This is a genomic window from Ihuprevotella massiliensis (genome assembly GCA_900095835.1).
Classification (GTDB): Bacteria; Bacteroidota; Bacteroidia; order Bacteroidales; family Bacteroidaceae; genus Alloprevotella; species Alloprevotella massiliensis.
Genome location: LT608321.1, coordinates 259559 through 284432 on the forward strand (window position 1 = coordinate 259559; position 24874 = coordinate 284432).

General features: G+C 42.6%; 19 protein-coding genes and 1 pseudogene. 1 reads left to right on the top strand and 19 read right to left on the bottom strand.

Features of this window, described 5'->3' with window-relative positions:
- Positions 1-302: 302 nt before the first annotated feature.
- The 19 genes from glyA to BQ2633_RS01310 form a co-directional block, all read right to left on the bottom strand.
- On the bottom strand, positions 303-1577 hold the full coding sequence (gene glyA / locus BQ2633_RS01220) for a serine hydroxymethyltransferase (protein WP_075564650.1): 1275 nt from the start codon (positions 1575-1577) through the stop codon (positions 303-305).
- Between the two features lie 39 nt (positions 1578-1616).
- Positions 1617-2066, bottom strand: a complete 450-nt coding sequence (locus BQ2633_RS01225; RefSeq protein WP_075564651.1) for an aspartate carbamoyltransferase regulatory subunit — start codon at positions 2064-2066, stop codon at positions 1617-1619.
- A gap of 21 nt (positions 2067-2087) precedes the next feature.
- Positions 2088-3038 (bottom strand): aspartate carbamoyltransferase, encoded by a 951-nt coding sequence (gene pyrB, locus BQ2633_RS01230; protein WP_075564652.1) that lies wholly within the window; start codon positions 3036-3038, stop codon positions 2088-2090.
- Positions 3039-3173: 135 nt separating this feature from the next.
- Positions 3174-3731, bottom strand: coding sequence for a hypothetical protein (locus tag BQ2633_RS11240; protein WP_141700099.1), 558 nt, complete (start codon positions 3729-3731; stop codon positions 3174-3176).
- Between the two features lie 625 nt (positions 3732-4356).
- Positions 4357-6183, bottom strand: a complete 1827-nt coding sequence (locus BQ2633_RS01240; RefSeq protein WP_075564654.1) for a peptidase U32 family protein — start codon at positions 6181-6183, stop codon at positions 4357-4359.
- The gene (locus BQ2633_RS01245) at positions 6180-7877 is read right to left on the bottom strand and encodes a tetratricopeptide repeat protein (protein WP_075564655.1); all 1698 of its coding nucleotides are present in this window, start codon (positions 7875-7877) and stop codon (positions 6180-6182) included. Before BQ2633_RS01245 ends, BQ2633_RS01240 begins: the two co-directional genes overlap by 4 nt.
- Positions 7878-8087: 210 nt before the next feature.
- Positions 8088-8642, bottom strand: a complete 555-nt coding sequence (gene def, locus BQ2633_RS01250; protein ID WP_075564656.1) for a peptide deformylase — start codon at positions 8640-8642, stop codon at positions 8088-8090.
- A 39-nt stretch (positions 8643-8681) separates the two neighbouring features.
- Entirely contained in the window at positions 8682-9101 is a 420-nt protein-coding gene (gene ruvX, locus BQ2633_RS01255) for a Holliday junction resolvase RuvX (protein WP_075564657.1), read from the bottom strand.
- Positions 9102-9995: 894 nt separating this feature from the next.
- Positions 9996-10652 (bottom strand): superoxide dismutase, encoded by a 657-nt coding sequence (locus BQ2633_RS01260; RefSeq protein WP_083233889.1) that lies wholly within the window; start codon positions 10650-10652, stop codon positions 9996-9998.
- A gap of 211 nt (positions 10653-10863) precedes the next feature.
- Positions 10864-12561 (bottom strand): 5'-nucleotidase C-terminal domain-containing protein, encoded by a 1698-nt coding sequence (locus tag BQ2633_RS01265; protein WP_075564659.1) that lies wholly within the window; start codon positions 12559-12561, stop codon positions 10864-10866.
- 246 nt (positions 12562-12807) lie between these two features.
- A complete protein-coding gene (locus BQ2633_RS01270; protein WP_075564660.1) occupies positions 12808-15051 on the bottom strand; it encodes an inorganic phosphate transporter in 2244 nt (747 codons plus the stop codon).
- A 106-nt stretch (positions 15052-15157) separates the two neighbouring features.
- The gene (locus BQ2633_RS01275) at positions 15158-15919 is read right to left on the bottom strand and encodes a tetratricopeptide repeat protein (RefSeq protein ID WP_176720073.1); all 762 of its coding nucleotides are present in this window, start codon (positions 15917-15919) and stop codon (positions 15158-15160) included.
- A gap of 13 nt (positions 15920-15932) precedes the next feature.
- A complete protein-coding gene (locus BQ2633_RS01280; RefSeq protein WP_075564662.1) occupies positions 15933-17735 on the bottom strand; it encodes a BatD family protein in 1803 nt (600 codons plus the stop codon).
- 42 nt (positions 17736-17777) lie between these two features.
- The gene (locus tag BQ2633_RS01285; RefSeq protein WP_075564663.1) at positions 17778-18440 is read right to left on the bottom strand and encodes a tetratricopeptide repeat protein; all 663 of its coding nucleotides are present in this window, start codon (positions 18438-18440) and stop codon (positions 17778-17780) included.
- Between the two features lie 40 nt (positions 18441-18480).
- Positions 18481-19542, bottom strand: a complete 1062-nt coding sequence (locus BQ2633_RS01290; RefSeq protein ID WP_346047927.1) for a VWA domain-containing protein — start codon at positions 19540-19542, stop codon at positions 18481-18483.
- The gene (locus BQ2633_RS01295; RefSeq protein ID WP_075564665.1) at positions 19505-20509 is read right to left on the bottom strand and encodes a vWA domain-containing protein; all 1005 of its coding nucleotides are present in this window, start codon (positions 20507-20509) and stop codon (positions 19505-19507) included. The genes BQ2633_RS01290 and BQ2633_RS01295 overlap by 38 nt, the downstream gene beginning before the upstream one ends.
- 20 nt (positions 20510-20529) lie before the next feature.
- Positions 20530-21609, bottom strand: a complete 1080-nt coding sequence (locus BQ2633_RS01300; RefSeq protein WP_075564666.1) for a BatD family protein — start codon at positions 21607-21609, stop codon at positions 20530-20532.
- 30 nt (positions 21610-21639) lie between these two features.
- The gene (locus tag BQ2633_RS01305) at positions 21640-22515 is read right to left on the bottom strand and encodes a DUF58 domain-containing protein (protein ID WP_075564667.1); all 876 of its coding nucleotides are present in this window, start codon (positions 22513-22515) and stop codon (positions 21640-21642) included.
- Positions 22516-22526: 11 nt separating this feature from the next.
- Positions 22527-23528 carry an AAA family ATPase gene (locus tag BQ2633_RS01310; protein WP_075564668.1) on the bottom strand — a complete coding sequence of 334 codons (1002 nt, stop codon included), beginning with the start codon at positions 23526-23528 and terminating at the stop codon, positions 22527-22529.
- 395 nt (positions 23529-23923) lie between these two features.
- On the opposite strand from BQ2633_RS01310, the pseudogene BQ2633_RS01315 reads away from it, so the two are divergent.
- Positions 23924-24859 (top strand): annotated as a pseudogene (locus BQ2633_RS01315) (IS30 family transposase).
- Positions 24860-24874 lie beyond the last annotated feature (15 nt).

Consider the following 24874-nt stretch of genomic DNA (forward strand, 5'->3'; position numbering starts at 1 on the left):
CGAGAGCAAATATACTAATTATTTTGCGAAAATCCTTGTTTGAAATGGATATTTGCCGCTTCGAAGTCAATTTATTGTTTGTGAAATCAATACAATGCTAGCCTATCTTTCAATGATATCAGATGATGAATCGCTGCTCTCTTCTTTTTTTATGAGGAGAAGTAAGTGCGCTCATAGTATCTAACGAAAACGAGCTAATGTAATCTCGAACAATCAAAAACAACACCAAAGAAAAAACAGAAACGCTTATCTTGGGTGTTGTTATTTTGAGAATTCAATTTATGAAAAGAGGTAGAGCTACCTTACCACACAAATAGAGGATAGTCTTTCATTAGTTCATTCACTTGGGATCGAACTTCTGTTATTACGCCTTCGCAACCGAAATTGTCAAGGACACGTTCAATTAGTTCTGCGATTTTTGCCACAAGATCTTCCTTAGCGCCACGAGTGGTAATAGCAGCAGTACCAAGGCGTATGCCTGAAGTCTGGAATGCGCTACGACTGTCGAAGGGAACCATATTCTTGTTTACTGTGATATCTGCAGCAACAAGGGCATTTTCTGCTTGTTTACCTGTTAGCTCTGGATATTTGCGGCGCAAGTCAATGAGCATAGAGTGATTGTCTGTACCACCAGAAACAACATCAAAGCCGCGCTTAGAAAGCTCCTCTGCTAATACTGCTGCATTCTTCTTCACTTGTTGTGCCCAAATCTTAAATTCTGGGCGAAGGGCTTCGCCAAAGGCAACAGCTTTAGCTGCGATAACGTGCTCCAATGGTCCTCCTTGGATGCCAGGAAATACAGCGCTATTGATGAGCTGTGACATCTTTTTCACCTCTCCCTTAGGAGTTGTGAGCCCCCAAGGGTTCTCAAAGTCTTTACCTAACAAAATAACACCTCCGCGAGGACCTCTCAAGGTTTTGTGAGTTGTTGAGGTGACAATGTGGGCATATTTCACGGGATTGTCTAATACACCTGCTGCGATTAGACCTGCAGGATGCGCCATGTCCACCATTAATAAGGCACCTACTTTATCAGCAATAGCACGCATGCGCTTATAGTCCCACTCACGACTATAAGCGGAACCACCTCCGACTATGAGTTTAGGCTTATGCTCAAGTGCAAGTGCTTCCATTTCATCGTAGTCTACCAAGCCTGTCTCCCGAACAAGGTGATAAGGAATTGGGTGATATAGAATGCCTGAGGTGTTCACAGCAGAACCATGTGAGAGGTGTCCGCCATGCTCAAGACTAAGTCCTAAGAACTTGTCTCCTGGTTTCATTACTGCCAAGAAAACAGCTTGATTAGCTTGCGCACCTGAGTGAGGCTGAACATTAGCAAACTCCGCATCGAAGAGTTGACAAAGGCGATCGATAGCGATTTTTTCTACTTTGTCGACAACCTGACAACCACCATAGTAGCGATGCCCAGGATAACCTTCTGCATACTTGTTGGTTAATACACTACCCATAGCACGCATCACGTCGTCGCTTACGAAATTCTCGCTAGCAATTAGTTCTATACCATGGATTTGTCGATTCTTCTCGGCATTTATGAGGTCGAATATTTGTTGATCCATACTAGTTGTGTATTATAAATGGTTGAGAATAACGTATCACTATACGAGTTTAACTTGATTCAAGGACTGCTCCATATCACAATAATGGCAAGTCAAGGTATCTTGGCTCACCACAAATCTAGTGGGCATTGGTTCGTTGTTGCAGATGCATTTGGGGTTATTGCAGCGAACGATGTTGTTTAGTTCAGTAGGAAGGACTACTGCGCGCTTTTCTACGACAGAATAGTCTTTGATGATGCTTAAAGTTACGTTGGGAGCAACGACCGATAGTTGGTTGAGCTCAACTTCTGAGAAGAATCTATTAGCAATCTTAATAATGCTCTTACGTTTCATTGCGCTACTCTGAAGATTGTAACCAATAAACACCGTATCGTGGTCAAGTTCTTCGATTCCTAGGAGTCGGATTACTTCAAATAGCTTATCTGATGGGATGTGGTCGATCACCGTTCCATTCTCAATGGCGGCAACCATGAGTTGTTCTCTTTTCATTGTCGGATTATCTCTGGTGAATCATTGAATAATGGTGGTGTCATTTTTGATATCCTCTAAAGTGATACCTAATGCATTACAGAGGATGGCTTCACGAGCATAAAGACCATTCAAAGCTTGTTGGAAATAGTAGGCGTGAGGAGTGTCGTCTACATCTTGTGTGATTTCATTCACGCGTGGTAGAGGATGAAGGATTCGCATATTATCTTTTGCTTTTCCTAGCATGTCACCACGGAGGATGTAGACATCTTTGACGCGCTCATACTCCATTAGGTCTGAAAAGCGTTCCCGTTGTACACGCGTCATATAGATGATATCTGCTTCTGCAATAGTATCTTCGTTGAAGTCTTCGTGTTCAACAAATTTAATGCCATGCTTGTTGCAGTACTGTTTGTACTCTTCAGGCATGGCTAGTTCTTTAGGGGCAATAAAATGGAACGTAGGATTAAAATGACGCATAGCCATAATCAAAGAATGCACTGTACGACCATATTTCAAGTCACCTACGAGATGGATATTCAAATTTTCGAGCTTACCTTGCGTTTGAAGCATGGTATATAAATCGAGCAAAGTTTGAGAGGGGTGCTGATGCGCACCATCTCCTGCGTTTACTACAGGTGTTTGAGTCAATTCGCTGGCATAAAGAGCCGCACCTTCAAGGAAGTGGCGCATTACAATGATATCGCTATAATTAGCAACCATCATAATGGTATCCTTGAGTGTTTCACCTTTTGTAGAAGAAGTTACTTTTGGGTCGGTAAATCCGATGACACTTGCACCAAGGCGATGTGCTGCAGTCTCAAAAGAAAGTCGTGTACGTGTGGAAGGTTCAAAAAACAAAGTGGCAACAATGCGGCCATCCAGAAGTTTTCTGTTGGGATGCTGCTCAAATTCTTGAGCCATCTCCATGAGATAAAGGATTTTATCGCGAGAAAGGTCTGCGATACTTACCAAGCTGCTGTTGTTTGACATAGAAGCGTTTGGATTGTTGTGTTGAGAATTCAACTCCAAAGCTACTAATAATTTGTATAACTACCAAAGATTTGCTGAGAAACTTCCATATCTAAATTGAATGTGCCAATGTCCGTTGTAAAGAGCTTGAACAATCTATTCGTTTATGGCTCCGCATTTGTGGCATTTTCCTTTCGTCTCCAGGCCTGAACCGCATTGTCCACAGCGATAGGGCGAACGGTTATGCTGGAAATGTCGATGAAGCGCGAAATACCAATAGGCTGCCAAAACTGGATATCCAAGATAAATATGGACACTCTGTGTGAAAAAAAGATAGAGTACCATGCAAACTCCAAAGAGTGAGGCTAGATAGGCAACTGCGTCTACGACTGCAGGTTGCTTAAACACATCGTCTATAACAGCTATGAGCACAATTAGCATCGTCCAAAGGCTCAGTAGAAAGAGGCGAATGGGAAGGGCGTTGGAGGTGAGGGGATTTAGCGTTGGGTTATAATAGAATCCCTCCCATATACTGGGTGCAAACTGCTGAATTGCTCCATACAAAACAGCAGAACTACTTACTACTAAGCATAGTAAGGTGGGATAGAAACTCTTGATATCATTGATATGCACCATTTGGAATCGTGCGTGTCGCAAGTTTTGAATGCCAAAGAAGACGATGCCAAGTGCAAGGAAAGAGAGAACCAAGAGCATTTTCCAGCTAGAAAACAAGTAGATAAATCGCGAAATAAAATTGTCTGGTACAACTTTGTCGTGTAGATCTTTTGCCCTAACCCAGCCCATTGTTTGCGGATCACGGGCTAGCATAACCCACATACTGTCTATTGTATCAGAGGGAACTGAAGTTATATTGGTTACAACCACAGCATCCCACTGATGAAGCCTTAGTTCGTTTGTGTCTTCAGATAGTCCAAAAGCGTTTGTTGGAGTATAAGCCAATCGGATGGTATCTGTCGCGATAAAGTTATAGTTGTGCCAGTAGTGATATTTCTGTTTAAAGGCTACAGAGTCAATGCTCTCTCCCACCCAAGGGTTTAATACTTGAGGGCGGTCATGCTTACATGCCACAAAAAGAGGAAGGCTAAGGCAAAAGAAGAGTAAAAATCTTCTAAAGGTGGGAGAAATAGAGACTTCCATTGCTAAAAACAATTAGAGATGATGCGTAATAGGAGGATGTGGCTGGTAGATACCACCTTACATGCGGACAGTGAGTGATTCGATTGAGTTATTCTACTCTACTTATTTTTGAGCCTTATTGAGAAAGCTATGTCAAGCACATCAAATCACCTTGCACTGTCAGACAAAAGATTCTTCATTTTTATTGGTCGGTGTGGACACTCATCTCACATTTAGCGCAATCGAACGTGAGGGGAAATGTACGTCCATCAGACATTCGTAGAGCAAGTGGTTCTTTCCAGGTGGGTGGACGTTTAGTTTCTCGTGGGCATTGACCATTGGCATAGCGAATACAATGCTTACAAGTCATCAGCGTTGCATCGGGTACAGGAGAAATTTCGAAGGCTGGTTGGACTTTTTGAGCACCATGTTCTTTAAGAAACAGCTCAGCAAGTCTGTTAGATATATTACTCGTGTAGTCAAGAGGCACACCTTTGAGAGTAATGGTCTCAGACACTGGAAGTCTAAGATCTCGCTTATGTGCGTTTTGGCATGCTTTAATGAGTTCTTCTACCAAGGTACGTCGCCATTCGTTGAGTTGTCCTGCTGGAATGAAATAATCGCCCTTTGTATTTACCTCTATTTCGTCAGCAATGAAGGGGGTACCTCCAAGTTTAGAGAGTTGACGCACTATATTCTCATGCTGTGGAGAGCGTGCTTCTTGCAATTCCATTGGAAAATCTAAACTTACGCAGACATCATGTTCGGTTTTTGCGGAAAGCGTGAACCCTTCAGTACTACCGTCTTTCTGACTCAGGGCAATTCTGATTGAAAGTACGCGTTCTGAAGACGATTTTTCCATTGTCTTCTCAAAAGCCCTGTCCTCATTGCGATAGAGTTCAGTGCCAGGTTTCAATGATTCTGGCACCTTGAGAGGAAACAACTCGGTTCCTTCTGCACGATTGATACGGAACCCTTGGAGGTTTCCTTTCTCGTCGAAATAGCAAAGTCCATCCCCATTAGCAAAGATCACAGATGTGTCTACTACAAATGAGCGTCGCCCTACCCTTTTTACAACTCCTACGGGGGCACCTATGGCTTTAGGTGTGTGTTTTGACCAAACATCAGGACGGCGGCCATGAAGGAAAAATTCCGTAAAACCACGATTGAAAGACTTTTCTACTTGAGGTTTGAAGGCATAGCGAGACTTACCGAAAGAAGCACGTTGAAGTTCGGGATGACGCGATAGTACAGCGTCTATCTTTTCGCGGTAGTGAGCTGAAATATTTCGGACGTAGCCAACGTCTTTCAAACGTCCTTCAACTTTAAAGCTACTTACACCAGCGTCAAGCATTTGCTCGATACTGTTTGTTCGGTTCATGTCTCGCAGTGAAAGGTGATGCTGTGTAGAAATTACGTGACCGTCAGCATCTATCAAATCAAATTTGAGGCGACAAAACTGAGAACAAGCTCCTCTATTGGCTGAGCGACCACAAATGTGTTGTGACACATAGCAACGTCCACTGTAACTAACACACAACGCTCCATGAACAAAGGCTTCAATAGGAACTTTTACAGCTTGTGTTATGGCGTTTAGTTGGTCTATCGAGAGTTCTCTTCCCACAACAATCTGAGAATAGCCACATTGCTCCAAGAATTTTGCTTTGTCCGCTGTGATGGTGTCCATTTGTGTTGAGGCATGCAAAGCAATGGGAGGAATGTTCATCTTAAGCAAGGCTAAATCTTGTGTAATTAAGGCGTCAACTCCTGCAGCATACAGGGCATGAACCATCTTTTCTACTTCTTCCAACTCATCATCATAGAGAATGACATTGAGTGTAACATAGACGCGAGCTCCAAATATATGGGCATAGTCGCATAAACGTTGTATGTCTTCGATCGAGTTGCCAGCCGCCGCGCGCGCGCCAAAAGAAGGTCCGCCAATATAAACGGCATCTGCTCCATGTCGTATGGCTTCTATGCCAATATCTGCATTTTTAGCGGGGCACAATAGTTCGATAGTTCTCATTTAGTTTGTTGTTTCTGTGCTTGTTTGATGAGGTTGTAGGCGCGGTATAAGCCTAGTTCCCCAGCTTTGCTAAGATCGGCTATAGCTTTTATGTTGTTGTTTTGAAGAAGTGCTGCTACAGCTCTATTAAAATATGCCTCTCCCATACGATCATCTAGAGAAATGGCTTGTGAAAAAGCAGACTCTGCGTCTGAAAGTTTGCCTTGTGCAGCAAAGACGCATCCGATGTTGTAGTAGGTCATTGCAGATTGAGGCTGCAAAGTCTCAGTACGATGTAGTAACGCTAGCGCTAGTTCAGGATTTGTCTCGACTAATGTGGAAGCCTCCTGAGCCAGAAGAATGGCCATGTGTTCAGGATTTTGTGAAGAAAGCCATTCATTTAATTGTGCTAAGGGGACAATGGTGGTAGAGTCTTCCGCACTTATCACTGCATTGTATAATTTGAGTGTAGAAGAAACAGGGAGAAAGAGGATGCTATAGTAGCCTACAGAAGATTGTGGGGCAGAAGTGACACGAAACATTGGCAGAAAAACACGCTCAACTTTCTTATTTTGAATACGTCCTGCGGTAGCTGTCAGACGAACTCTCAAACTGTCTTCTGGTTCTTCCACTAACTGTTGATATTGTTCTAACTCATGCTCTGATCGAGTTTTGACTTTTTTGATAGGAGAACGCTTTTGTTGAGAGAAGAAAAAGTCAAGTTGTGCGCGTTGCACACGAGTTTCGTCTGCAAGGGCAGCTTTAGTATTTCCTATCTTTCGATAGTTTTGGGCTCGAGCTGCATACCCTGCCCAGAAACGGGGATAAACGCGAATTAAACGGGTATAATCCTTGATAGCTTGTGAGAAATTCCCTACTCTTTCGCTGAGAAGTGCGCGATTATAAGCGGCAAGTGTGTTGTTCGGGTCTTTGTCTAAAACAAAATCAAAGTCTTTTATGGCTCGATTATCGTCTCCTACAAAAGAGCGCAATAGTGCTCTGTTGTAATGGGCTACAAAGTGCTGAGGTACTAGACGTATAACCTCATCGTAGTCTCGAAGTGCATCGTCATACCTGCGAAGAGCATGACGCACAGCAGCTCGCATCAAATAAGAATCTGCATCGTTAGGTGCGAACGATATGGCTTTTGTAAGAAAACTATCTGCAGCTACGTGTTGTTTATGTCGTAGTGCATATTGTCCTTTGAAGTTCCACATATTGGCATCCCTAGGAGAGAGACGTAACAAGGTGTCTGCCCAAGAGAGAGCTTGAAGTGTGTCTTTTTGCGCTAATGCGATTTCTACTTTTGCTAAGTAGATTTTGTTGTAGTTAGGCCAATGTGTTATGAAAGAGTCTGTTTCTGATGCTGCGTTGTTGTAGTCCTTTAGCTGTAATTGACTGACGATTTTGTTGAAGCGCACGTTCTGCTGCCACGGATTTTGTTTTAATACATGGTCATAGTCTGCGATTGCTTCTTGAAACTTTCGACTCTGACCATAACAAATCCCACGAAGTTCGTAAAACTCCAAACGAAAAGGATTCAATTCAATCGCTCTGTCTAGATCTTTGATGGCGCTTACATAGTCTTCTAACCGCGCTTTGGCATCCGCTCGGCAGAAATAAGCATCTGCCATGGAAGGACGCGCTTCTATGACTCGATTGAAATAGTGTATGGCAGTGATATAGTCGTCATAAGTAAGGGCTACCCGACCCATTGTCAGCACATTTTCTACATCAGTTTGCGCTCTGCTTGCCAATGCAAACAGAGCGCAAATCAATACTAGACTTGTTTTTACTACGAGTCTAGTATATAAAGAAACCATGCTTCGCAAATACCTCATTAGCTTTGAGAATACAGAATTGCATTTTAGGGAAAATCCCTTGGTCATTGCAGCAAATGTTTCCCTTATTTCAAAAGGGAGAGCTTACTTTGCCTTAGTTTTGTAGTGGCAACGAACTTTACCTTGAAGTAGATTATTGAGCTTCTTTTTGATAAGTTGTTTACGCATAGGAGAAATGTAGTCAATGAAGAGCTTTCCATCCAAATGATCAATCTCATGTTGTAGGACGCGTGCCAAGAAGCCATCTACCCATTCATCGTGCTCATTAAACTCTGCATCCATCCACTTAACACGTACACGCTTTGGGCGTTTTACAGATTCATGAATGCCAGGAATTGAAAGACAACCTTCTTCGTAGCTTCCAAGGTTTTCTTCGTCTGCTTCTACAATATGAGCATTGATAAAAGCGCGGTTGTAATCTTTATACTCAGGGAAGTCTTCTGCTAAACTATCAAGTCCTACAACAAGAAGACGAATGGGGAGACCAATCTGAGGTGCAGCCAGTCCCACCCCATCACTCTCTTCCATTGTTTCAAACATGTTGTCAATGAGTTCTGAGAGGTTAGGATATTCTGGAGTAATATCTTGCGCTACCTCGCGCAATACGGGTTGACCGTAAAGATAAATAGGTAATGTCATAGTTGTATTGAGTATATTAGGAGTACTTCGCAAAGAATATTAGAACCCATTACGTCGTTGCTCCATATAGTTTTGTAAAATAATGGTGGCAGAGATTTCGTCTACTAATCCCTTGTCGCGACGTTTCATTTTTCCGATGCCGCTGTCTAGTATCGCACGTTGAGCTAATACGGAAGTAAATCGCTCGTCGTAGAATTCTATTGGAATTTCTGGTAAAGCCTTTGCTAATGTACCGGTAAAACTCCTTACACGTGCTTGATTTTCTGAGGGCTGACCGTTGGGCTGTACAGGAAGTCCAATAACAATGCGCTCCACAGGTTCTCGTGATACGTATTCCTGAAGGAATTTAAGTAGTTCCTTTGTATCCACAGTGGTCAGCCCGTTGGCAATGAGTTGCAATGGGTCTGTCACAGCTATGCCAGTTCGCTTTTTTCCGTAATCAATGGAGAGTATGCGCATGAATAATGAGTAGTCAGAAGGAGAAACGATATAATCAGAGCAAAATTACTGAGAAAAGCTGAGAGGACCAAGTTTTTTTCAGCTTTTACCATAAACAAATAGAGCAAGAAGATTCCCGTTCGTAGGACTTGCAAGTACTTGGACGGAGTTGAAGTGGAAAGTGTGCTCTTTTATATGTTAATTTCAATAGCCTCAATAACGTAGAGTTTTCTTCATTCTAGGAAATGTGATGTGGCAATTATGTGTCTTTTGCCCATGAGCTTTTGTCATATAAGCAGATACTTTGGGTAAAATGTAGATTTTACTCTTTAAAAGTGTCTGTTTTTTCTGATAATCTAGATAAAACGTCTGAAAATTTACGAGGACTCGGTTTGTTCTTTTGAAAATGTCCGACGTTTTTCCAAAAACGATGGACTTTTTCGAAATTATCTCCTACAAACTGCGCAATTTAAGCTATGAAGATTGCTCTAGCTGCTGAGACTAAGTTTGACTGCTCTATTTTTGTGTTAAAAACAGTCCGTAAAAGTGTATAGTTTTCTTTGTTTCTTTGCGCTTGCGTTACGCCCCCAATTGGTCATTAAATTCTGAAGAGTTCTAATTAATTTGTTGGGTATTTAGTTTGCCGTTGGGTTTGGTGACATAGCGAGCTGCGTGGAGAACGAACGACAAATAAGGTGCCAACAAGAAAATGAAAGATGACAGGACGCAATCTTTATAATATCGAGAAGCACGACTACGTGATTTAGAGGGAGCATGACGAACTCGTAGCAAAAAGACCACATCAAACTAAAGGTTTAATGCGGCCTCATATTTTTGCCTTGGCTAGAAATGAGCTAGCTCTCTATGCTATACGCCAAATCTTTAAGTAGATATGGAGTGTGTCATTGCAACAACTTACTTTGAAGTATAGCGAGTTTCTACAACATTCCAGTCGATAATCTGCCAGATTGCAGCCAAGTGATCGGGACGTCTGTTTTGATAATCAAGGTAGTAAGCGTGCTCCCAAACGTCGATACCCATGAGAGGTTTCAAACCATGGCAAACAGGATTAGCACCATTGACTTCTTGAGAGATGACCAACTTACCTTCTTTGTCGGTAGAAAGCCATACCCAACCAGAACCAAAGAGAGTTGCACCCTTTTGTTGGAATTCTTGTTTGAAAGCATCGAAAGAACCAAATTGAGTATCAATAGCTTCAGCAAGAGAACCTACTGGTTTGCGGTCTGCTTGTGGTGCTGCAAACTGAGTGAAATAAAGATTGTGGTTGAGGAGTTGTCCTGCATTGTTGAAAATGCCACCTTCAGCCTTTTCTACAATTTCTTCTAATGTCTTTCCTTCAAAACCACTTCCAGGGAGGAGATTGTTGAGGTTGGTAACATAAGTGTTGAGGTGCTTGCCATGATGAATCTCAACAGTTTGCGTACCAATCACTGGTTCAAGAGCAGATGTAGCGTATGGAAGCGCAATAAGTTGAAACTTACCATCAACTGGTTGAGTTTGAGCCAATGCTCCTGCTGCATAAAGACTGAGGGCAATATGAGTAAGTGACATAATCGTAGTAATATTTAAGTTTGTTATGTTGGATATTCTAAGACTAATTACTTGTCTTGTCGATGGCAAAGTTAGCATTTCTTTTTGAATCGCACAAGATATAAGTGGAAAAAGTGGAGAAATCTGAGGATTATCGCGAAGATTGTTAGATAGCATAGCAAAAAAACGACTCTCTAAGTGCGATAAAAACACTTAGAAAGTCGTTTTAATATTATTGGAACAGTATATTTGCGTCTCGGGTAGCAGCTTGTTGCACCCAATCTTCAGGAATAAATTTCCAGTTATTGATAGAATGGGGGTTGATCTCGGACTGACGAGCGATATCGCGGCGTAAGTACTCACGCATTTCACAATCGCTGGTCCACAATACTCTGGATTTTAATTTCTCTAGTGGAATTCCAGCGCCTTTGGTTAGCAGCCCACCACCACCGTTCGCACGATAGGAATTGACAGCCACACGATATTGTTTTTGTAAATCGAAGGCAGTACCGTCAGCCATGCCGAGGATGGTCACCTTTTCTCCCTTGGGTTTACGAACATCAACAGTGTAATTGAGACCAGCGGCAGAATCAAAATTATAGGAAGAATGTTGCAAACGTTGCCAAGGTTCAAGCGCTTTTTCGAAATCGGGACGGAAAAGAAGAATATGGTCTGCTGGACTTTGCATCTGATTGGTCCAAAGGCTATAACTCTCCTCAAGATAGCGCTTTATCTCTTGACCTGAAAGTTGCAATACAAGAAGCTGGTTCTCATATTTGTAGAGATTAAACAAGTCTGCCATCTTGATGGGGCCAGCAGGTATGGCAGCATCGAACGAAAGTGGGGCTGCAAAGCTAATATCAGCCCCAGTAGCTGCTAGCTGAATACTATGGATATAATCTACAAAAGGAGAGGGTCCGAAGAAAGACTCGCGAGTGTCTAGGTTTGTTTTGTTATAACCGATGACTTGAGAAGTGTATTGTTTCACGGCTTCAAAGTCTTTCTGGAATTTATTGAGAAACTCTTGATCAGGAGTCTGTTCTTTGATGTCTACAACTTTACCCTTAATCTGTTTTTTTACGACTTTTCCCTTTGCATCTAATCCAAGTGTAAAGTCAGCTTGCGCCACTCTCATGGCATTAGCCCCAGGATTGAGAACGAGAACCTTTTGTTGTGTGCTATCGTTAAGAATTTCACGATTGGCAACTCTGTGATCGTGACCACAAAATACGACATCAACATCTGGAACTTGTTCTGCTATCTGATAAGCACAGTGATCGAGCATGCGAGATTGGCTGTGCTCGGGACCTACCCCACTATGAATAAGTACGACTACTACGTCTGCTTTTGCTGCTCTACGCATTATAGGGACAATCCGTTTGGCTGTTTCTGTTGCATCTTTGAAGTCCAAGTTTGCCCAAAGATACTCTGGGAGCCATTGTGGGATAGTCGGCGTAATAAGTCCTAGTACTGCGATACGTACCCCATCAACCTCTTCCTGTATATAAGAAGTTAGATATGGTCTTTGCTCTGAGCGTTTATATACGTTTGCACCTAGCACAGCGAAACCGCATTCGTCCATCCATTTGTCATAGACTGCATGACCGGTTTCAACATCGTGGTTACCTAGTGTAGCACAAAGATAGCCCATGTCGTTCAGCATACGTGCACAGAGGTGTGACCCTGTGGTGTCAACATAGTTATAATAGTAGGCGGAGGGCTGTCCTTGAAGGATATCCCCATTGTCTACTAAAAGAACACGGTGGTTACCTTTCTTTTGTCTCAACTGCTTGACAAAAGTGGAAATGCGGCTGAGACTTCCTTCACCTGGTTTGGCATTGATGAAGTCGTAAGGGAAGTAATTGCCATGTACGTCAGATGTTTCAACAATAGAAAATTCTACGTTTTTTGTTACTGTTTGAGCTAACATGTTTCCTGATCCTAGTAGACCGAAAAATATAACCCAAATAAGAAATCTTTTTGTGTTCATTGTGGAGATGTAATGTCTAATTTTTTCCTAGCTGCAAAGGTAAGAATAATCTATGGTCTATACAAGGCGACTATTTATTTTCGCTCTGCTTACAGTAAAAATCAGTAGCTAGAATAGCAAAGAAACCACCTAAGCTCTAAGCAAAGGTGGTTTCTTTATTATAAGTGCTTAAGAATAGACAAAGAATTAGCTACTAAAGCGTTTTGCCGCACGCAGTAGGTGGCGAGCATTAGAGATAATTTCTTGTGTCTCTTGTAGTGTGCTGAGATAAAGCAAAGCTACTGTGAGATTGCTTTCGTCTCGTTGGATGCGATCTTGGAGAGAATGGCGAATAGCAGAAACTTCATTTTTCAGAATACTACCATTTACTAATACTTCGTCACTAGTAGAAAAGTCGTTATTCTCGATTGCCGTTTGAATATCTACCAGGAATTTAGAGGTGCGTTCTACTACTGGTGCATATTCGTTGATGAAGTCATCAGGCAATGGACTGAAATTGTTATCAACGTGCTCGAGGATAGGTTCGAGCATACGCTTTAGCCCATAAAGAATCTGGGAAATGCTGTTGATGCCAAGATAGAACCAAGTATCTTTCTCGATAGCTTGTAGACGATCTATCTTGCGCATGCCGATAATCTCTTTACGGCGATAACGTTTCCACATCTCACGCTCGTCTTTAAGGAGAGATTCTGCAGAGCGAAGCGTGCGGATATTGTCGTTCATTAAGCCTTGGGCTGCTCCTTCAAAGATTTCGCGAGAGGACTTTATTAAATGAACCTCGGTTAATTGGCAATGTTGAAGCAGGAGTGACCACGTTTCTTGTTTGTCGCGTGTACTCATCATCTGGCGGAACAAGGTGTCAACATTTTCTGCTTGTTCTTGCTTCTTCTTGAAACGACGGTTGTTGGTAATCATGGTGAAAATAATCAGCCCAATCACACCAACCATAGCAAAGAAGCCACCGACGTTATTGAGTGTTGCGATAAGGAATGCCATCATAAAGGCAGCTCCAGCGGTAATAAACCAACCACCAATTACAGTCATCACACCTGTGATGCGATAAACTGCTGTTTCACGGCCCCAAGCTCGGTCAGCAAGTGAAGACCCCATGGCAATCATGAAAGCAACATAGGTGGTAGACAGCGGAAGCTTGAATGTTGTACCTATAATAACGAGCAAACCTGCTAACACGAGGTTTACACTGGCTCGAACGAGATCAAATGCAGCATTTTCTTCTGTAACTTCTTCCTTGCTAAAGCGTTCGTTGACCCAGTTTGCTACTGAAACAGGAACGTGTTTAGCCACATAAGAATTGAAGGTGAGTACATTTCGTACTGTTCTTCTTGCGACTTTAGAAGAAGAGAAGACCTCTTCATTTTCGCTTTGACTAGAAAGGTCAATGGTACGTTGTACTACTTGCTGTGCTTTTTTAGAGGTCCAAATGGCTACAGTCATGATTACACCAGCACCAATCAAGAACAACTGTACGTAAGGCAAACTTGAGTCACCCAAAAGGACGTTCATTTTGTGTGTGCTTGCCGTTACTCCTGCGCCTGCGTGGCTAAAATCAAGGTAACTTTCAAGACCTGCCAAAGGAACACCAATGAAGTTTACCAAGTCATTCCCTGCAAAAGCCATAGCCAAAGAGAATGTTCCAAGCAACACAATGATGCGGAATATGTTCACTCCTAGCCAATGAAGTATCTGAACGAGGACTGTGGAGATAGCAAGGCTATAGAGCACAAGCATATCAGGTTGTTCACGCACAAATGCTCCAAATGGGCTGTTTTGTACAATAGGTGCGTTTTTGAGGCTTACAGCAACGAGGAAGTAGAATATCAGTGTTATAGAAAAACCTCCATAGAGTGCGATACTCCAGCGTTGATGTTTCTTGTAGTTGAATGTGAAAATAAGGCGCGTAAACCACATCACAATCAGACCTACCACAAATGCTATGGCAACTGATAGGAAAATACCAAAGATAACAGTGAGCGCCTTGTCTGTGTTAATCAACTCTGAATAAGAATATCCATCATTGATGATATATTTCAACGCGAGTGCGGTGGAACCTCCCAAAAGTCCGAACACCAATGATACGGTTGTCGAAGTGGGGAGTCCTAACGTATTGAAAATATCTAATAGAATTACGTCCGTAGCACTGACTGCTAAAAAGACACACATGACATCGGCGAAGGAATAGTGCTGAGGTTGCAAAATTCCATGTCGAGCAATGTCCATCATTCCACTAGAAGTGGAAGCACCAATAAAGATGCCGACAGCAGCTACGGCCAATATAACCTTAAACTTTGCCGCACGAGCTCCAGCTGCGGGGGCTAGAAAGTTCACGGCATCGTTAGCAACTCCAACACTTAAGTCAAAGATTGCCAAGATTAAGAGGAAGCCGAGTACTACTAAATACAGAGAATCCATAGAAAAAGAACTATTGATTGAGTTGAAAAGATTTCATTTCTAAGGCAAAGATACGCCATGTTCCGAAAATATGAGGTACTTTTCATTAAAAAAATGGCATTGTCATTCAATCTTTTTCTGCAATAGGCTCAATGAATGTCGTTTGAATCCAAGTTTCAGAGCCATCGGCAGTTTGAACTCGTGCCCAGCCTTTGGTTCCTGCATCTTGAATATACACAATGCTTCCTGAAGAGAGGATTTTCTCCTTCTTTGCACTGGGCGTTGGAGAGGTATAACCCTGCGCTTGCTCGGACATCACTACAGCTAACTTATTGTGATTGTAACGATAACGTTGGACAACTGCGCAAATACTACTGAAGCAAAATCCTAATGAAAAGACAAGTGTAAAAAACAGTGAGACTTTTTGCAAGGTGTTGCGAGAAAATATTCGAAATAAAGTCCATCCAACAAAGGCTAAAATCAAACAAATAAAGGAAAGTGTCGTCCAATTTTTTACGCTTCCCCAATTAAGTAACAACGTAAGTGGGGTTTCCCATGGCATTGTCTCGATAGTTGGAGTGCCAGGTGCAATTTTTTGTTGAGTAAGACGTAGGTTGTATTGTGCTTGCTCGTAAGAGGGATTGATGTGGAGGGCACGCAGATACGATATTACTGCCTGAGGGTACTGTTTTAGACGATAATTGGCGTTGCCAAGGTTGTAATAATTCTCGGCCGAAGGGCTTTCCTTTATCGCTTTTGAGAAGAATTCTACAGATTCAACGTAGTTTTGGTGGTTATAGGCTTTCGCCCCTTCATGCCCCGGTGACGATGCCAATGAAAATAGGCTAAAGATGCACCAAATAGTTGAGGTACAAAAGATATACTTCATATTCATGAACTAATTATCTAAGTGAATCATTGAGTGAAGTAAGGAGGTTGCTGGCACGTTGATACAATTCTTGTCGAGTATTTTCTGAAGAAGGTGCAAATCGTCCGAAATCAATGTCAGAAAGAATAGACTTTGTAGCGCCTATCAGTTCAGAAGGAGCATCGTGAGCCTCCAATTGTTCCTGTATCTTCTGTTGAGTTAGTGCTGCTTTATCAAGTTTGAACTTCTCTGCAAAATAACTTGTTATTGCTGCGGAGAGTGCATCATAAAAAGATGAAGATTGATCAGCATTTATAAGCTGTTGAGCTTGCAGAAGACGTTTATGGGCTCTCTTGCCAGCTTTTTTGGTGATTCTTCCTTGTTTGTCTGAGTGTTGTTCCCATATTCTTTGAACAAAATGGTTGCCAAGCACACATAATGCAAGGATTACAGCTAATAATCCCCAGTAGCTCCAACTGCCAATCCACAATGCACCACTTGGGGTGAAATGACTATCAAGCTTTTGGTCAATATCCTTGATATCCTCTGCACTTCCTGCACCGATAGGTGTATAGGCCTTTGTGCCCTTGGCAATGTTGAGCTGTATGGCTTGAGTTGACGTTGTGACGTATGATTTGCGCTGTGGGTCAAAATAAACTAAAGTTACTGGTGGAATAGTGAATTTTCCGATGTTGCGCGGTACAAACGTGTAGTCAAATTCCATTGTTCCTTCGATTCCAGAAGGAGTAATCCTAACCTTATCATTAGTCTTTGGTGAGTAAGTGTCGAATCCCTTGGGGAAGTTGACAATAGGAGCTTTTACAAGTTTGAGATTCCCTGTACCAGTGACAACAATGCGCAAAGTTGCGACATCATTAGTCTTAGGCATCGGAGTTACTAAGGACGCCTTTATGGATAGTTGCCCTACTCCACCCGAGAAATTAGTCGGTTGAGGTTGAGGTAATGGGAGTACTTCGACTGCTACACTAGGAGCTGAGCGCTCAATGGTTAGGTGGGTGTTATTGCCTCCATTGAAGAATGCATCGATTTCATCGATGCCGGAGTAGCGTTGCACAACATCAGTGCGGAATGATAAGGCAGGAATGTTTAGTTTACCTGACTGCTGAGGAAAGATCAAATATTGGAGATTCTTACCCACGCGGTATAGCTTGCCACCTATGCGAGCCGCTTCTGGACTTAGATTGCGGGGAAGTTCTACTTCTTGGGTCCAGAATCCTTTCATCTCGGGCTTTCCAGTAGGCATAATGTTGACGACTGCTACCCCCTCGCGAATGTGGTAGCGGTAAGTGAGCATGATTGGCTCTTGCTCGTAGATTTGTTGTTTAGAAACCTCTGCGGTAAAGTAGATATCATTGGCTCCAATATGGCTACCTGCTGGTTGTATGTTGACCGATGCTTGAGAAGCTGAAGAGGATGCTGCCGCGTTAGGATTAGACTTACCTGAAACTTGAATCGTTACAGGGCGCGTATGGTAAGTCTTACCTTGTACGTTTACTGATGCTCCTCCTATCTGAAGAGCACCGTTATGCTTAGGAGCAAGAATATAAGTGTAGGTCGTAGAGGAAAAAGATTGAGAGCGACCATTAATAACGGTCACACTGTTAGAGCTTGATACGTTAGGACCTGCCAATATATCAAAGTCTTTGAGCGATGGTGGCTGAAAATTACCCCCTTGCGCACCGTTCAACTCGAATTGCAAGCGGATTTGTCCGTTAATATCAGCCTTACTCGGGGCTTTTACATTAAAGGTTATTTGGGCAATTCCATATAATGCAATATAGAAACAAAAGAGGATACTTATAAATCTATGCATCATGCGATCATCGTTATGTTAGAGAGTTCCAGAACAGTCTTCCGTTTACCAATTCTTTATTAGTTGTTTTTGTCGAGGTTGTTCGGCGCGATGCAGTTTATCACGAGTCTGTTGTTCGGCTTGTTGCGATAGATTAAGTAGGCGTTCTGCACTTTCCTTACTCATTCCGCCTTTTTTCTCCTCCTGTTGCGACTTTTGTTGTTGATTCTTCTGTTTCTTTTGATTGTTTTGTTCTTGTTTCTCTTCCTTTTTATTCTGCTGCTGTTGCTGCTCTTGGCTATCCTTTTTCTGCTTTTGGCACAATACTAAGTTGTATCGTGTGTCTTCATCATGTGGGTTATTTCTGAGGGCTTCCTTATAAAAGTCAATGGCCTTGTCGTATTGCTTGTTTAAATGATAGACAACTCCCACATTATGATAGGATAAAGCTTTAAGATATTTGTTTGTTTCCCCTTTGGCTGCGACCTGATATTGTTCTAATGCCGCTTGTGGATTCTTTTGTGCGAGATAGACATCACCGAGATTAAAGGCTGCGCGTGCACTTCGTGGGTTGATTCTCTGCGCAGATCGATACTCTAATTCAGCTGTCTTGTAGTCTCCCTTCATGAAAGCGCGATTTCCTTGGTGCAAATGTCGCCACTCTGCAGTTTGTGCAGGGACTCTAAAGGGCATGAGCATAAGGAAGAAAAGAAGGATATATTTATACATCGTAAAACCTCCTATGATAGGTAAAGTGGAAAAGTCTGATTTATCTTTGCAGAAATGATAGTTTACGCCACCAATCCTGTTGGCGTTCTGCAAATAGTAGTTCAGTTAATAATGCAAGTACGAGTAAACAAGCTATCCAAGGGAAAAGTTCATTGGGAGTGCTGTCATTCACAAATGAGGACTCATCTTGTTGTAACTGAGAAAGTGCCTGTTGCAATTGTTCTTGTGCAGAATTAGTGCCATCAACGTGGATAAATTGTCCTTTTCCTGCTTGGGCTAGTTCGATGCAAGCCTGTTCGTTGAGTGCAGTTTTCACAACATTGCCACTATTATCTGTGAGTGGTCCATTCGTAGTAGGGATTTCTGCTCCGGAAGTGCTACCAACACCCAGAACGTACACATGCTTGCCCGTACTAGCGCTAGCCTTGGCTGCCTCAATAGCTCCTCCTTCATGGTTTTCACCATCAGTGATTACTACTATGGCTTTACCAACCTTCTTGTTGTTGCTAAAACCTTTGTCTGCTAGTTCTATGGCAGCCCCTATATTTGTTCCTTGGAGAGAAACCATATCTGTAGAGACTTGGTCTAAGAAGAGGTTGGCACTTACTAAGTCATTGGTAAGAGGCAAAATAGGATAAGCCTCACCTGCAAAGATGTTAAGACCTACCTTATCGTTTTGCATCCTTTCTGTTAGTGTCGAAATCAAGAGTTTGCTTCGATCCAACCTTGAGGGTTGAACGTCGCGTGCTAACATAGACTGTGAAACATCTAATGCGAAGATAACTTCAATACCTTGTTTCTTAATAGGTTTCCCTGAAGTTAGTCCATATTGCGGCTGGGCAAGCAAAACAATAAGGAGGGCTAGTGCAGATAATTGAAGCACAAACTTAATAACTACGCGAAACGTAGATTGTCCTTGTACAAGCCTCAAAAACATAGTGCGATTCCCCCACTGCGCTTGTCGCTTATTTTTGCGCCATTGGGAGAATGCAAAGAGAACTCCTAATAGGGGAAGGAGCAACAGCGCATATAGATAATCAGGATGTGCAAATTGAAACATAATATTATGGGATGCGGCGAAGCCAAGTAAGACGAAGTACAACTTCTAACAGTAAAAGTGCCAACGCAGCCCAAGCAAACGGAGTAAAGGCCTCGTAATACTTGTTATAATGGTGCTGTTTTAGCTTTGTGCGCTCAAGTTTATCGATATCACGATAGATATTTCTGAGTTCACTTTTTGAAGCTGCAGCATAATATAAGCCACCAGTGGCTTTCGCTATATCGCGAAGTGTGTTAGGATCCATGTCACTCTTAACGTTAGCATAGTAATAACTGCCGTCAGGTAAGAGACCTACAGGTTGGCGAACCATACCTTGTCGTCCTACTGCAATTGTATAGACACGAACTTTCTTTTTTTGGGCTATTTCTGCTGCTGTTAGCGGAGAGATGTCCCCTGCATTATTGGCGCCATCAGTGAGTAGAATAACTACTTTTGAGGGAGCTTTACTGTTGGCAAGACGGCTAACCGCATTTGTCAATCCCATTCCAATCGCTGTCCCTGGGGCTATGATGCCATTCGTTTGTAACTCACAACTAACCCCACGAAAAGTAGAGAGTAAAGCTGTGTGATCCGTTGTCATGGGACATTGTGTAAATGCTTCACCACCAAAAAGGGTCAAACCGATGTTGTCGTTCGGACGTCCTTGAATAAACTCGTATGCCACTTGTTTAGCTGCCTCAATTCTGTTGGGGGATAGGTCTTCTGTGAGCATACTTTGCGAGATATCCAACGTAATCATGATGTCAATGCCTTCCACTTCGCGTTCACTTAGAGGGGTCTTCGTTTGCGGACGAGCTAGCACAATCACGACAAGTACGAAGACAAAAAGGCGAAGCAAAAAGGGAATATGCACCAACATTGCACCAACATTCGATGATGAGCCGCGTAATGCGTCGATTGTAGCCACGCGCAGAGCAGATTCGTCGCGTCTACGGCTAAGCATGTACCACAATATCAGTGGGATGCAAAGCAGTAAGAGGAAGAAAAAAGCTGGGTATAGGAATGTCATATTGAGCGATAACTACAAAATTAGGGAAGAATACACCAGATGAGATAGCAGATATAAGCGAATAGTCCTAATGCTAGAATAAGAAGTGTAAGGAGAGAACTAACATACAAACGTCTTTTTCTCAAAATAGTACGTTCTTCTATGGCTACTACTCTCTCTTCATATTCAGGATATACCTCTTGACTCTGTGTGGTTTTCACGTAATCTACGGCTTGTAGGAGAGCACGGTCACTTTCAGCCATGGAAACTTGATAACGAGCGAACTTAATGAGGTCGGCTGTCTGAAGTATCTCTCTTAACTCACGTAAAGCTGTTGCGTCATTGATTTGTGCAAGTTTATCTATAATCTCTTGACTTGTCATTTCTTTGGCATTAAAGCCAAATCGTTCATAGAGATATGTACGCAAAATATCAGTCAATTGCACAAAATAAGCCTTCTGAGCTTCTCCTCCATGGTCATTGTGCTGGCGTAATTGCTCCATTGCATCCATTGCTGTTCGGTGAGGTGGAAACGGAGCTTTGACTTTTACTGTTTTTTGTGTAGGTTGTGGGATAAAACTTTGGCGAAGTATAATTACCCATCCTATTGTTAGCAACCAAAGAAGGACGCAACATGCTAAAATTAGAAACACCCAAGTGAACACTCCTTCAATAGGGGCTTTGGCTGGTTTGATATCGTCGGGATGCTTGAGATCTACGTCAATAGTATTGACTTTCAACGCAATTTCATGGCGACTCTTGTAGATTGCTCCATTTACGTATATCTCTTGCTGAGGAATCTTATACACAGCACTGTCAAATGATGTTAGTGTATACGAACGCTTTAGCTGCCACTTGCGCCCATCCTCTAAAGATATCGTATCAATGGGCAATGCTTCGAGGACTTCTACACCTGGTGTTACGTAGCCAGAAGCGTATGCAGGGAACTGCACGCGACTATTCGCTTTGCAATTTACAGAAATATGTAGTTGCACTTGCTCGCCTACGCGGATGGCTGTAGAATCTAAAGAAGACTCTACAGTCACGTGCTGAGCTGCAAGAGGTAGCAGACCACAAAACAAGAAGAAAATGGATGAAATCCGCTGGAAAAAGGAAATCATAGACAATATGCAAATGGATGAAAGGGGCAATTATTGCCGTTTGGCAAACAATTGTTTCAGACCTTTGACGAAATCAGTACCAGTGGCGATGGAAGTATAGTCAACGCGCGCTTGACTAAAACGACTACGCAACTGCTCTTCGTACTTGCCCCACCAATTTTGAAACGACAGTCTCACATGTTTTGAGGAGGTGTTGACGTACTGTTGATGTCCTGTTTCGGCATCTTCCAGCTTCATCCACCCAACGTTGGGCAAATGGGTCATTCGCTCATCATAGACTTGTACTGCTACCAAGTCATGTTTTTGGTTTGCGCGTTTGAGTAAAGTCGTATAGTCTTCCTGATCCAAGAAATCGGACATTAAAAAGGCTACGCTTTTCTTACGCATCACCCGTAGAAAATATTCGAGACCGGCACCGATATTGGTACCTCTACCTTTTGGGGAAATAGTTAGTAACTCACGAATAATGCGAAGGATATGTCCTTTTCCTTTAGCAGGTGGAATATACAGCTCTACATTATCAGAGAAAAACAGCGCACCGATTTTGTCATTGTTCCGCATTGCCGAAAAGGCAAGTGTCGCAGCTATCTCAGTCAGCTGCTCTCGCTGAGACAATTCGCTTGAACCGAACTCAAGCGAAGCAGAAATGTCGATGAGAAGCATCACCGTAAGTTCGCGCTCTTCTTCATAGACCTTGACATAAGTGCGGTCAAAACGGGCAGAAACATTCCAGTCGATGTCACGAACATCGTCTCCGGGCTGGTATTCTCGCACTTCAGCAAATGACATACCGCGTCCTTTGAAGGCTGAGTGATACTCGCCAGCAAAAATGTTATTGGAAAGCGCTCGTGTTTTTATTTCTATACGTCGAACACGCTGCATTAATTGCAGAACATTCTCATTCATAGGCTACTTTATCAAGGTACTTCGACCTTTGCTAGAATTTCTCCAATTATTTTTTCTGTGGTTACATCAGCTGCTTCGGCCTCGTATGTCAAGCCAATGCGATGGCGTAGTACATCATAAGCTACACTGCGCACATCATCCGGAACCACATATCCACGTTGACGGATAAAAGCCAAACTTCTTGCGGCAAGTGCTAAACTAATAGTTGCGCGTGGAGAACCACCATAGGAGATATAGGGGCGAAGATGCTCCAGCTTGTATGTTTCAGGGAATCGCGTAGCAAAGACTAAGTCAGCAACATACTGCTCAATACGCTCGTCAATGTAAACCTCTTTGACTAGTTGACGCGCTTTTCGGATAGTTCCCAAATCCACAATTGGAACAATCTTTTCGTCCGCTAGATTGCCGCGCATGGATGCGCGTACAATACGCTTTTCTTCTTCAATGCTAGGATAATCTACAACCACTTTGAGCATAAAACGATCCACTTGCGCTTCAGGAAGAGTGTATGTTCCTTCTTGTTCTATGGGGTTTTGAGTTGCCATCACCAAAAAAGGATCTGGCAAATTCATGGTATCATCACCAATAGTAACTAAGCGTTCCTGCATGGCTTGGAGCAAAGCACTTTGCACCTTTGCAGGAGCGCGGTTAATTTCGTCTGCAAGTACAAAATTTGCAAAGACTGGACCTCGGCGTACTGAGAACTCATCATCTTTTCGACTATAAATAAGTGTGCCAATAACGTCCGCTGGTAAAAGGTCGGGAGTGAATTGAATGCGTCCAAACGACGCATCAATAAGGGAGGATAAAGTTCGAATGGCTAATGTCTTAGCCAAGCCGGGAACACCTTCAAGAAGAATGTGCCCATCAGACAACAGGCCAATCAATAGGGCTTCAGTGAGATGTGATTGCCCAACGATAACCTTAGACATGCCATCTTTGAGCAAAGTGATGAAGCCCGATTGCGCTTCAATGCGCGAGTTTAGGGCGCGAATATCTACATTTTCTACCATAGGTAAGCTTGATTTCTTGATTTTATCTTGCGAAGTTAGCACTTTTCGCCCGAAGAGCGTCTATAAACTCTGTAAAATGTCGTGTACAAACTCAATGAAAAATGATTTTCAGAGCCTTTTGACGAACTTTTTCTGCAAAATGACGAGAGACATAATACCCAAGTACTTTATACTTCCTATTCTTTGCTCGTATAATTGATAATTACCCCAATTCGGGACGTACTTTCAAAAACGAAGTGCAACAATGCATTCGTTTTTTTATAGGTTCTAATCTATGAAAAACACCGCGGGTTTGCCTCGCGGTCGGGGGCGTAGCCTCGAAGAGCGATACCAGCAATACAAAAAAAGAGTCCTCTTTTGAGGACTCTGGGAGATTAATTATCTTTGTATTGCATATGTATAAACAACTAACCTCAGAGCAAAGATCGCAAATATTTGCCTTACTGCAAAGAAAATGTCCAAGAAAAGAGATTGCACGTATCGTGGGAACTAGTCAATCCACACTTTCTCGTGAATTGAAACGCAACAGCACTCAGTCGGGCAAATACATTTGGTGCAAGGCGCATGCAAAGGCAATGGAACGTCGCAAGCGTTCGGTTCACAATGCTACTCTTGCACCCGAATTGGTGTGGAGAATCAAACAACTCATCATAGAAGAACAATGGTCTCCACGACAAATATCAGGCGTTTTGAAGAAAGAAGGAATCAGTGTGTCGCACCAAAGTATCTACAACATCATATATGCTGATGCTACTGGAACCTTGGCACAACATACGCGTCATAAGCTAAAATACAGACGTAGACCTAAGCACAAACATTTCCCTATAGCCGATAGAATCAGCATACACCAACGTCCAGCATAAGCTGATGGAAAGAGATTTGGCGGTTACGAGAAGGACTTAATCGTGGACCGATTTGGGCATGCCATCCTCACCATCGTGGAACGTTCCACGAACATGCTGTTTATGATAAAGTTACCACATGGTAAGAAGTCGGAGCCCCTTGCAATGCAGGTGCGAAGATTGCTCCTACCCTACAAAGAACATATAAAAACCATAACCACCGACAATGGACCTGAATTTGCAGCACATAAACTCATCACAAAGTACCTAGATGCAGTGGTCTATTTTGCCGATCCCTATTCTTCATGGCAAAAAGGGGCTATTGAGAATACGACCGAACTCGTTAGACAATATATATCTAAGCAGGCAAACTTTGATGACTACACCGACAAAAAGATTGCAATGATACAGAAGAAAATCAATTCCAGACCCAGCCAGAAACTTAATTTTGAAACACCTGAAAAAGAGTTCTACAAAAGAATATTGTAATTTTGCACTTGTTGG

What these genes read in the sequence shown, in the direction of transcription:
- pyrB (WP_075564652.1), bottom strand. Translation starts at nt 3,038, where the DNA reads ATGTCAAACAACAGCAGCTTGGTAAGTATCGCAGACCTTTCTCGCGAT.
- BQ2633_RS01275 (WP_176720073.1), bottom strand. Translation starts at nt 15,919, where the DNA reads ATGAAGTATATCTTTTGTACCTCAACTATTTGGTGCATCTTTAGCCTA.
- BQ2633_RS01285 (WP_075564663.1), bottom strand. Translation starts at nt 18,440, where the DNA reads ATGTATAAATATATCCTTCTTTTCTTCCTTATGCTCATGCCCTTTAGA.
- BQ2633_RS01310 (WP_075564668.1), bottom strand. Translation starts at nt 23,528, where the DNA reads ATGGTAGAAAATGTAGATATTCGCGCCCTAAACTCGCGCATTGAAGCG.
- ruvX (WP_075564657.1), bottom strand. Translation starts at nt 9,101, where the DNA reads ATGCGCATACTCTCCATTGATTACGGAAAAAAGCGAACTGGCATAGCT.
- BQ2633_RS01225 (WP_075564651.1), bottom strand. Translation starts at nt 2,066, where the DNA reads ATGAAAAGAGAACAACTCATGGTTGCCGCCATTGAGAATGGAACGGTG.
- BQ2633_RS01305 (WP_075564667.1), bottom strand. Translation starts at nt 22,515, where the DNA reads ATGAATGAGAATGTTCTGCAATTAATGCAGCGTGTTCGACGTATAGAA.
- def (WP_075564656.1), bottom strand. Translation starts at nt 8,642, where the DNA reads ATGACATTACCTATTTATCTTTACGGTCAACCCGTATTGCGCGAGGTA.
- BQ2633_RS11240 (WP_141700099.1), bottom strand. Translation starts at nt 3,731, where the DNA reads ATGCTCTTGGTTCTCTCTTTCCTTGCACTTGGCATCGTCTTCTTTGGC.
- BQ2633_RS01300 (WP_075564666.1), bottom strand. Translation starts at nt 21,609, where the DNA reads ATGATTTCCTTTTTCCAGCGGATTTCATCCATTTTCTTCTTGTTTTGT.
- BQ2633_RS01295 (WP_075564665.1), bottom strand. Translation starts at nt 20,509, where the DNA reads ATGACATTCCTATACCCAGCTTTTTTCTTCCTCTTACTGCTTTGCATC.
- BQ2633_RS01280 (WP_075564662.1), bottom strand. Translation starts at nt 17,735, where the DNA reads ATGATGCATAGATTTATAAGTATCCTCTTTTGTTTCTATATTGCATTA.
- BQ2633_RS01245 (WP_075564655.1), bottom strand. Translation starts at nt 7,877, where the DNA reads ATGGGTCGGGTAGCCCTTACTTATGACGACTATATCACTGCCATACAC.
- BQ2633_RS01265 (WP_075564659.1), bottom strand. Translation starts at nt 12,561, where the DNA reads ATGTTAGCTCAAACAGTAACAAAAAACGTAGAATTTTCTATTGTTGAA.
- glyA (WP_075564650.1), bottom strand. Translation starts at nt 1,577, where the DNA reads ATGGATCAACAAATATTCGACCTCATAAATGCCGAGAAGAATCGACAA.
- BQ2633_RS01270 (WP_075564660.1), bottom strand. Translation starts at nt 15,051, where the DNA reads ATGGATTCTCTGTATTTAGTAGTACTCGGCTTCCTCTTAATCTTGGCA.
- BQ2633_RS01260 (WP_083233889.1), bottom strand. Translation starts at nt 10,652, where the DNA reads ATGTCACTTACTCATATTGCCCTCAGTCTTTATGCAGCAGGAGCATTG.
- BQ2633_RS01240 (WP_075564654.1), bottom strand. Translation starts at nt 6,183, where the DNA reads ATGAGAACTATCGAACTATTGTGCCCCGCTAAAAATGCAGATATTGGC.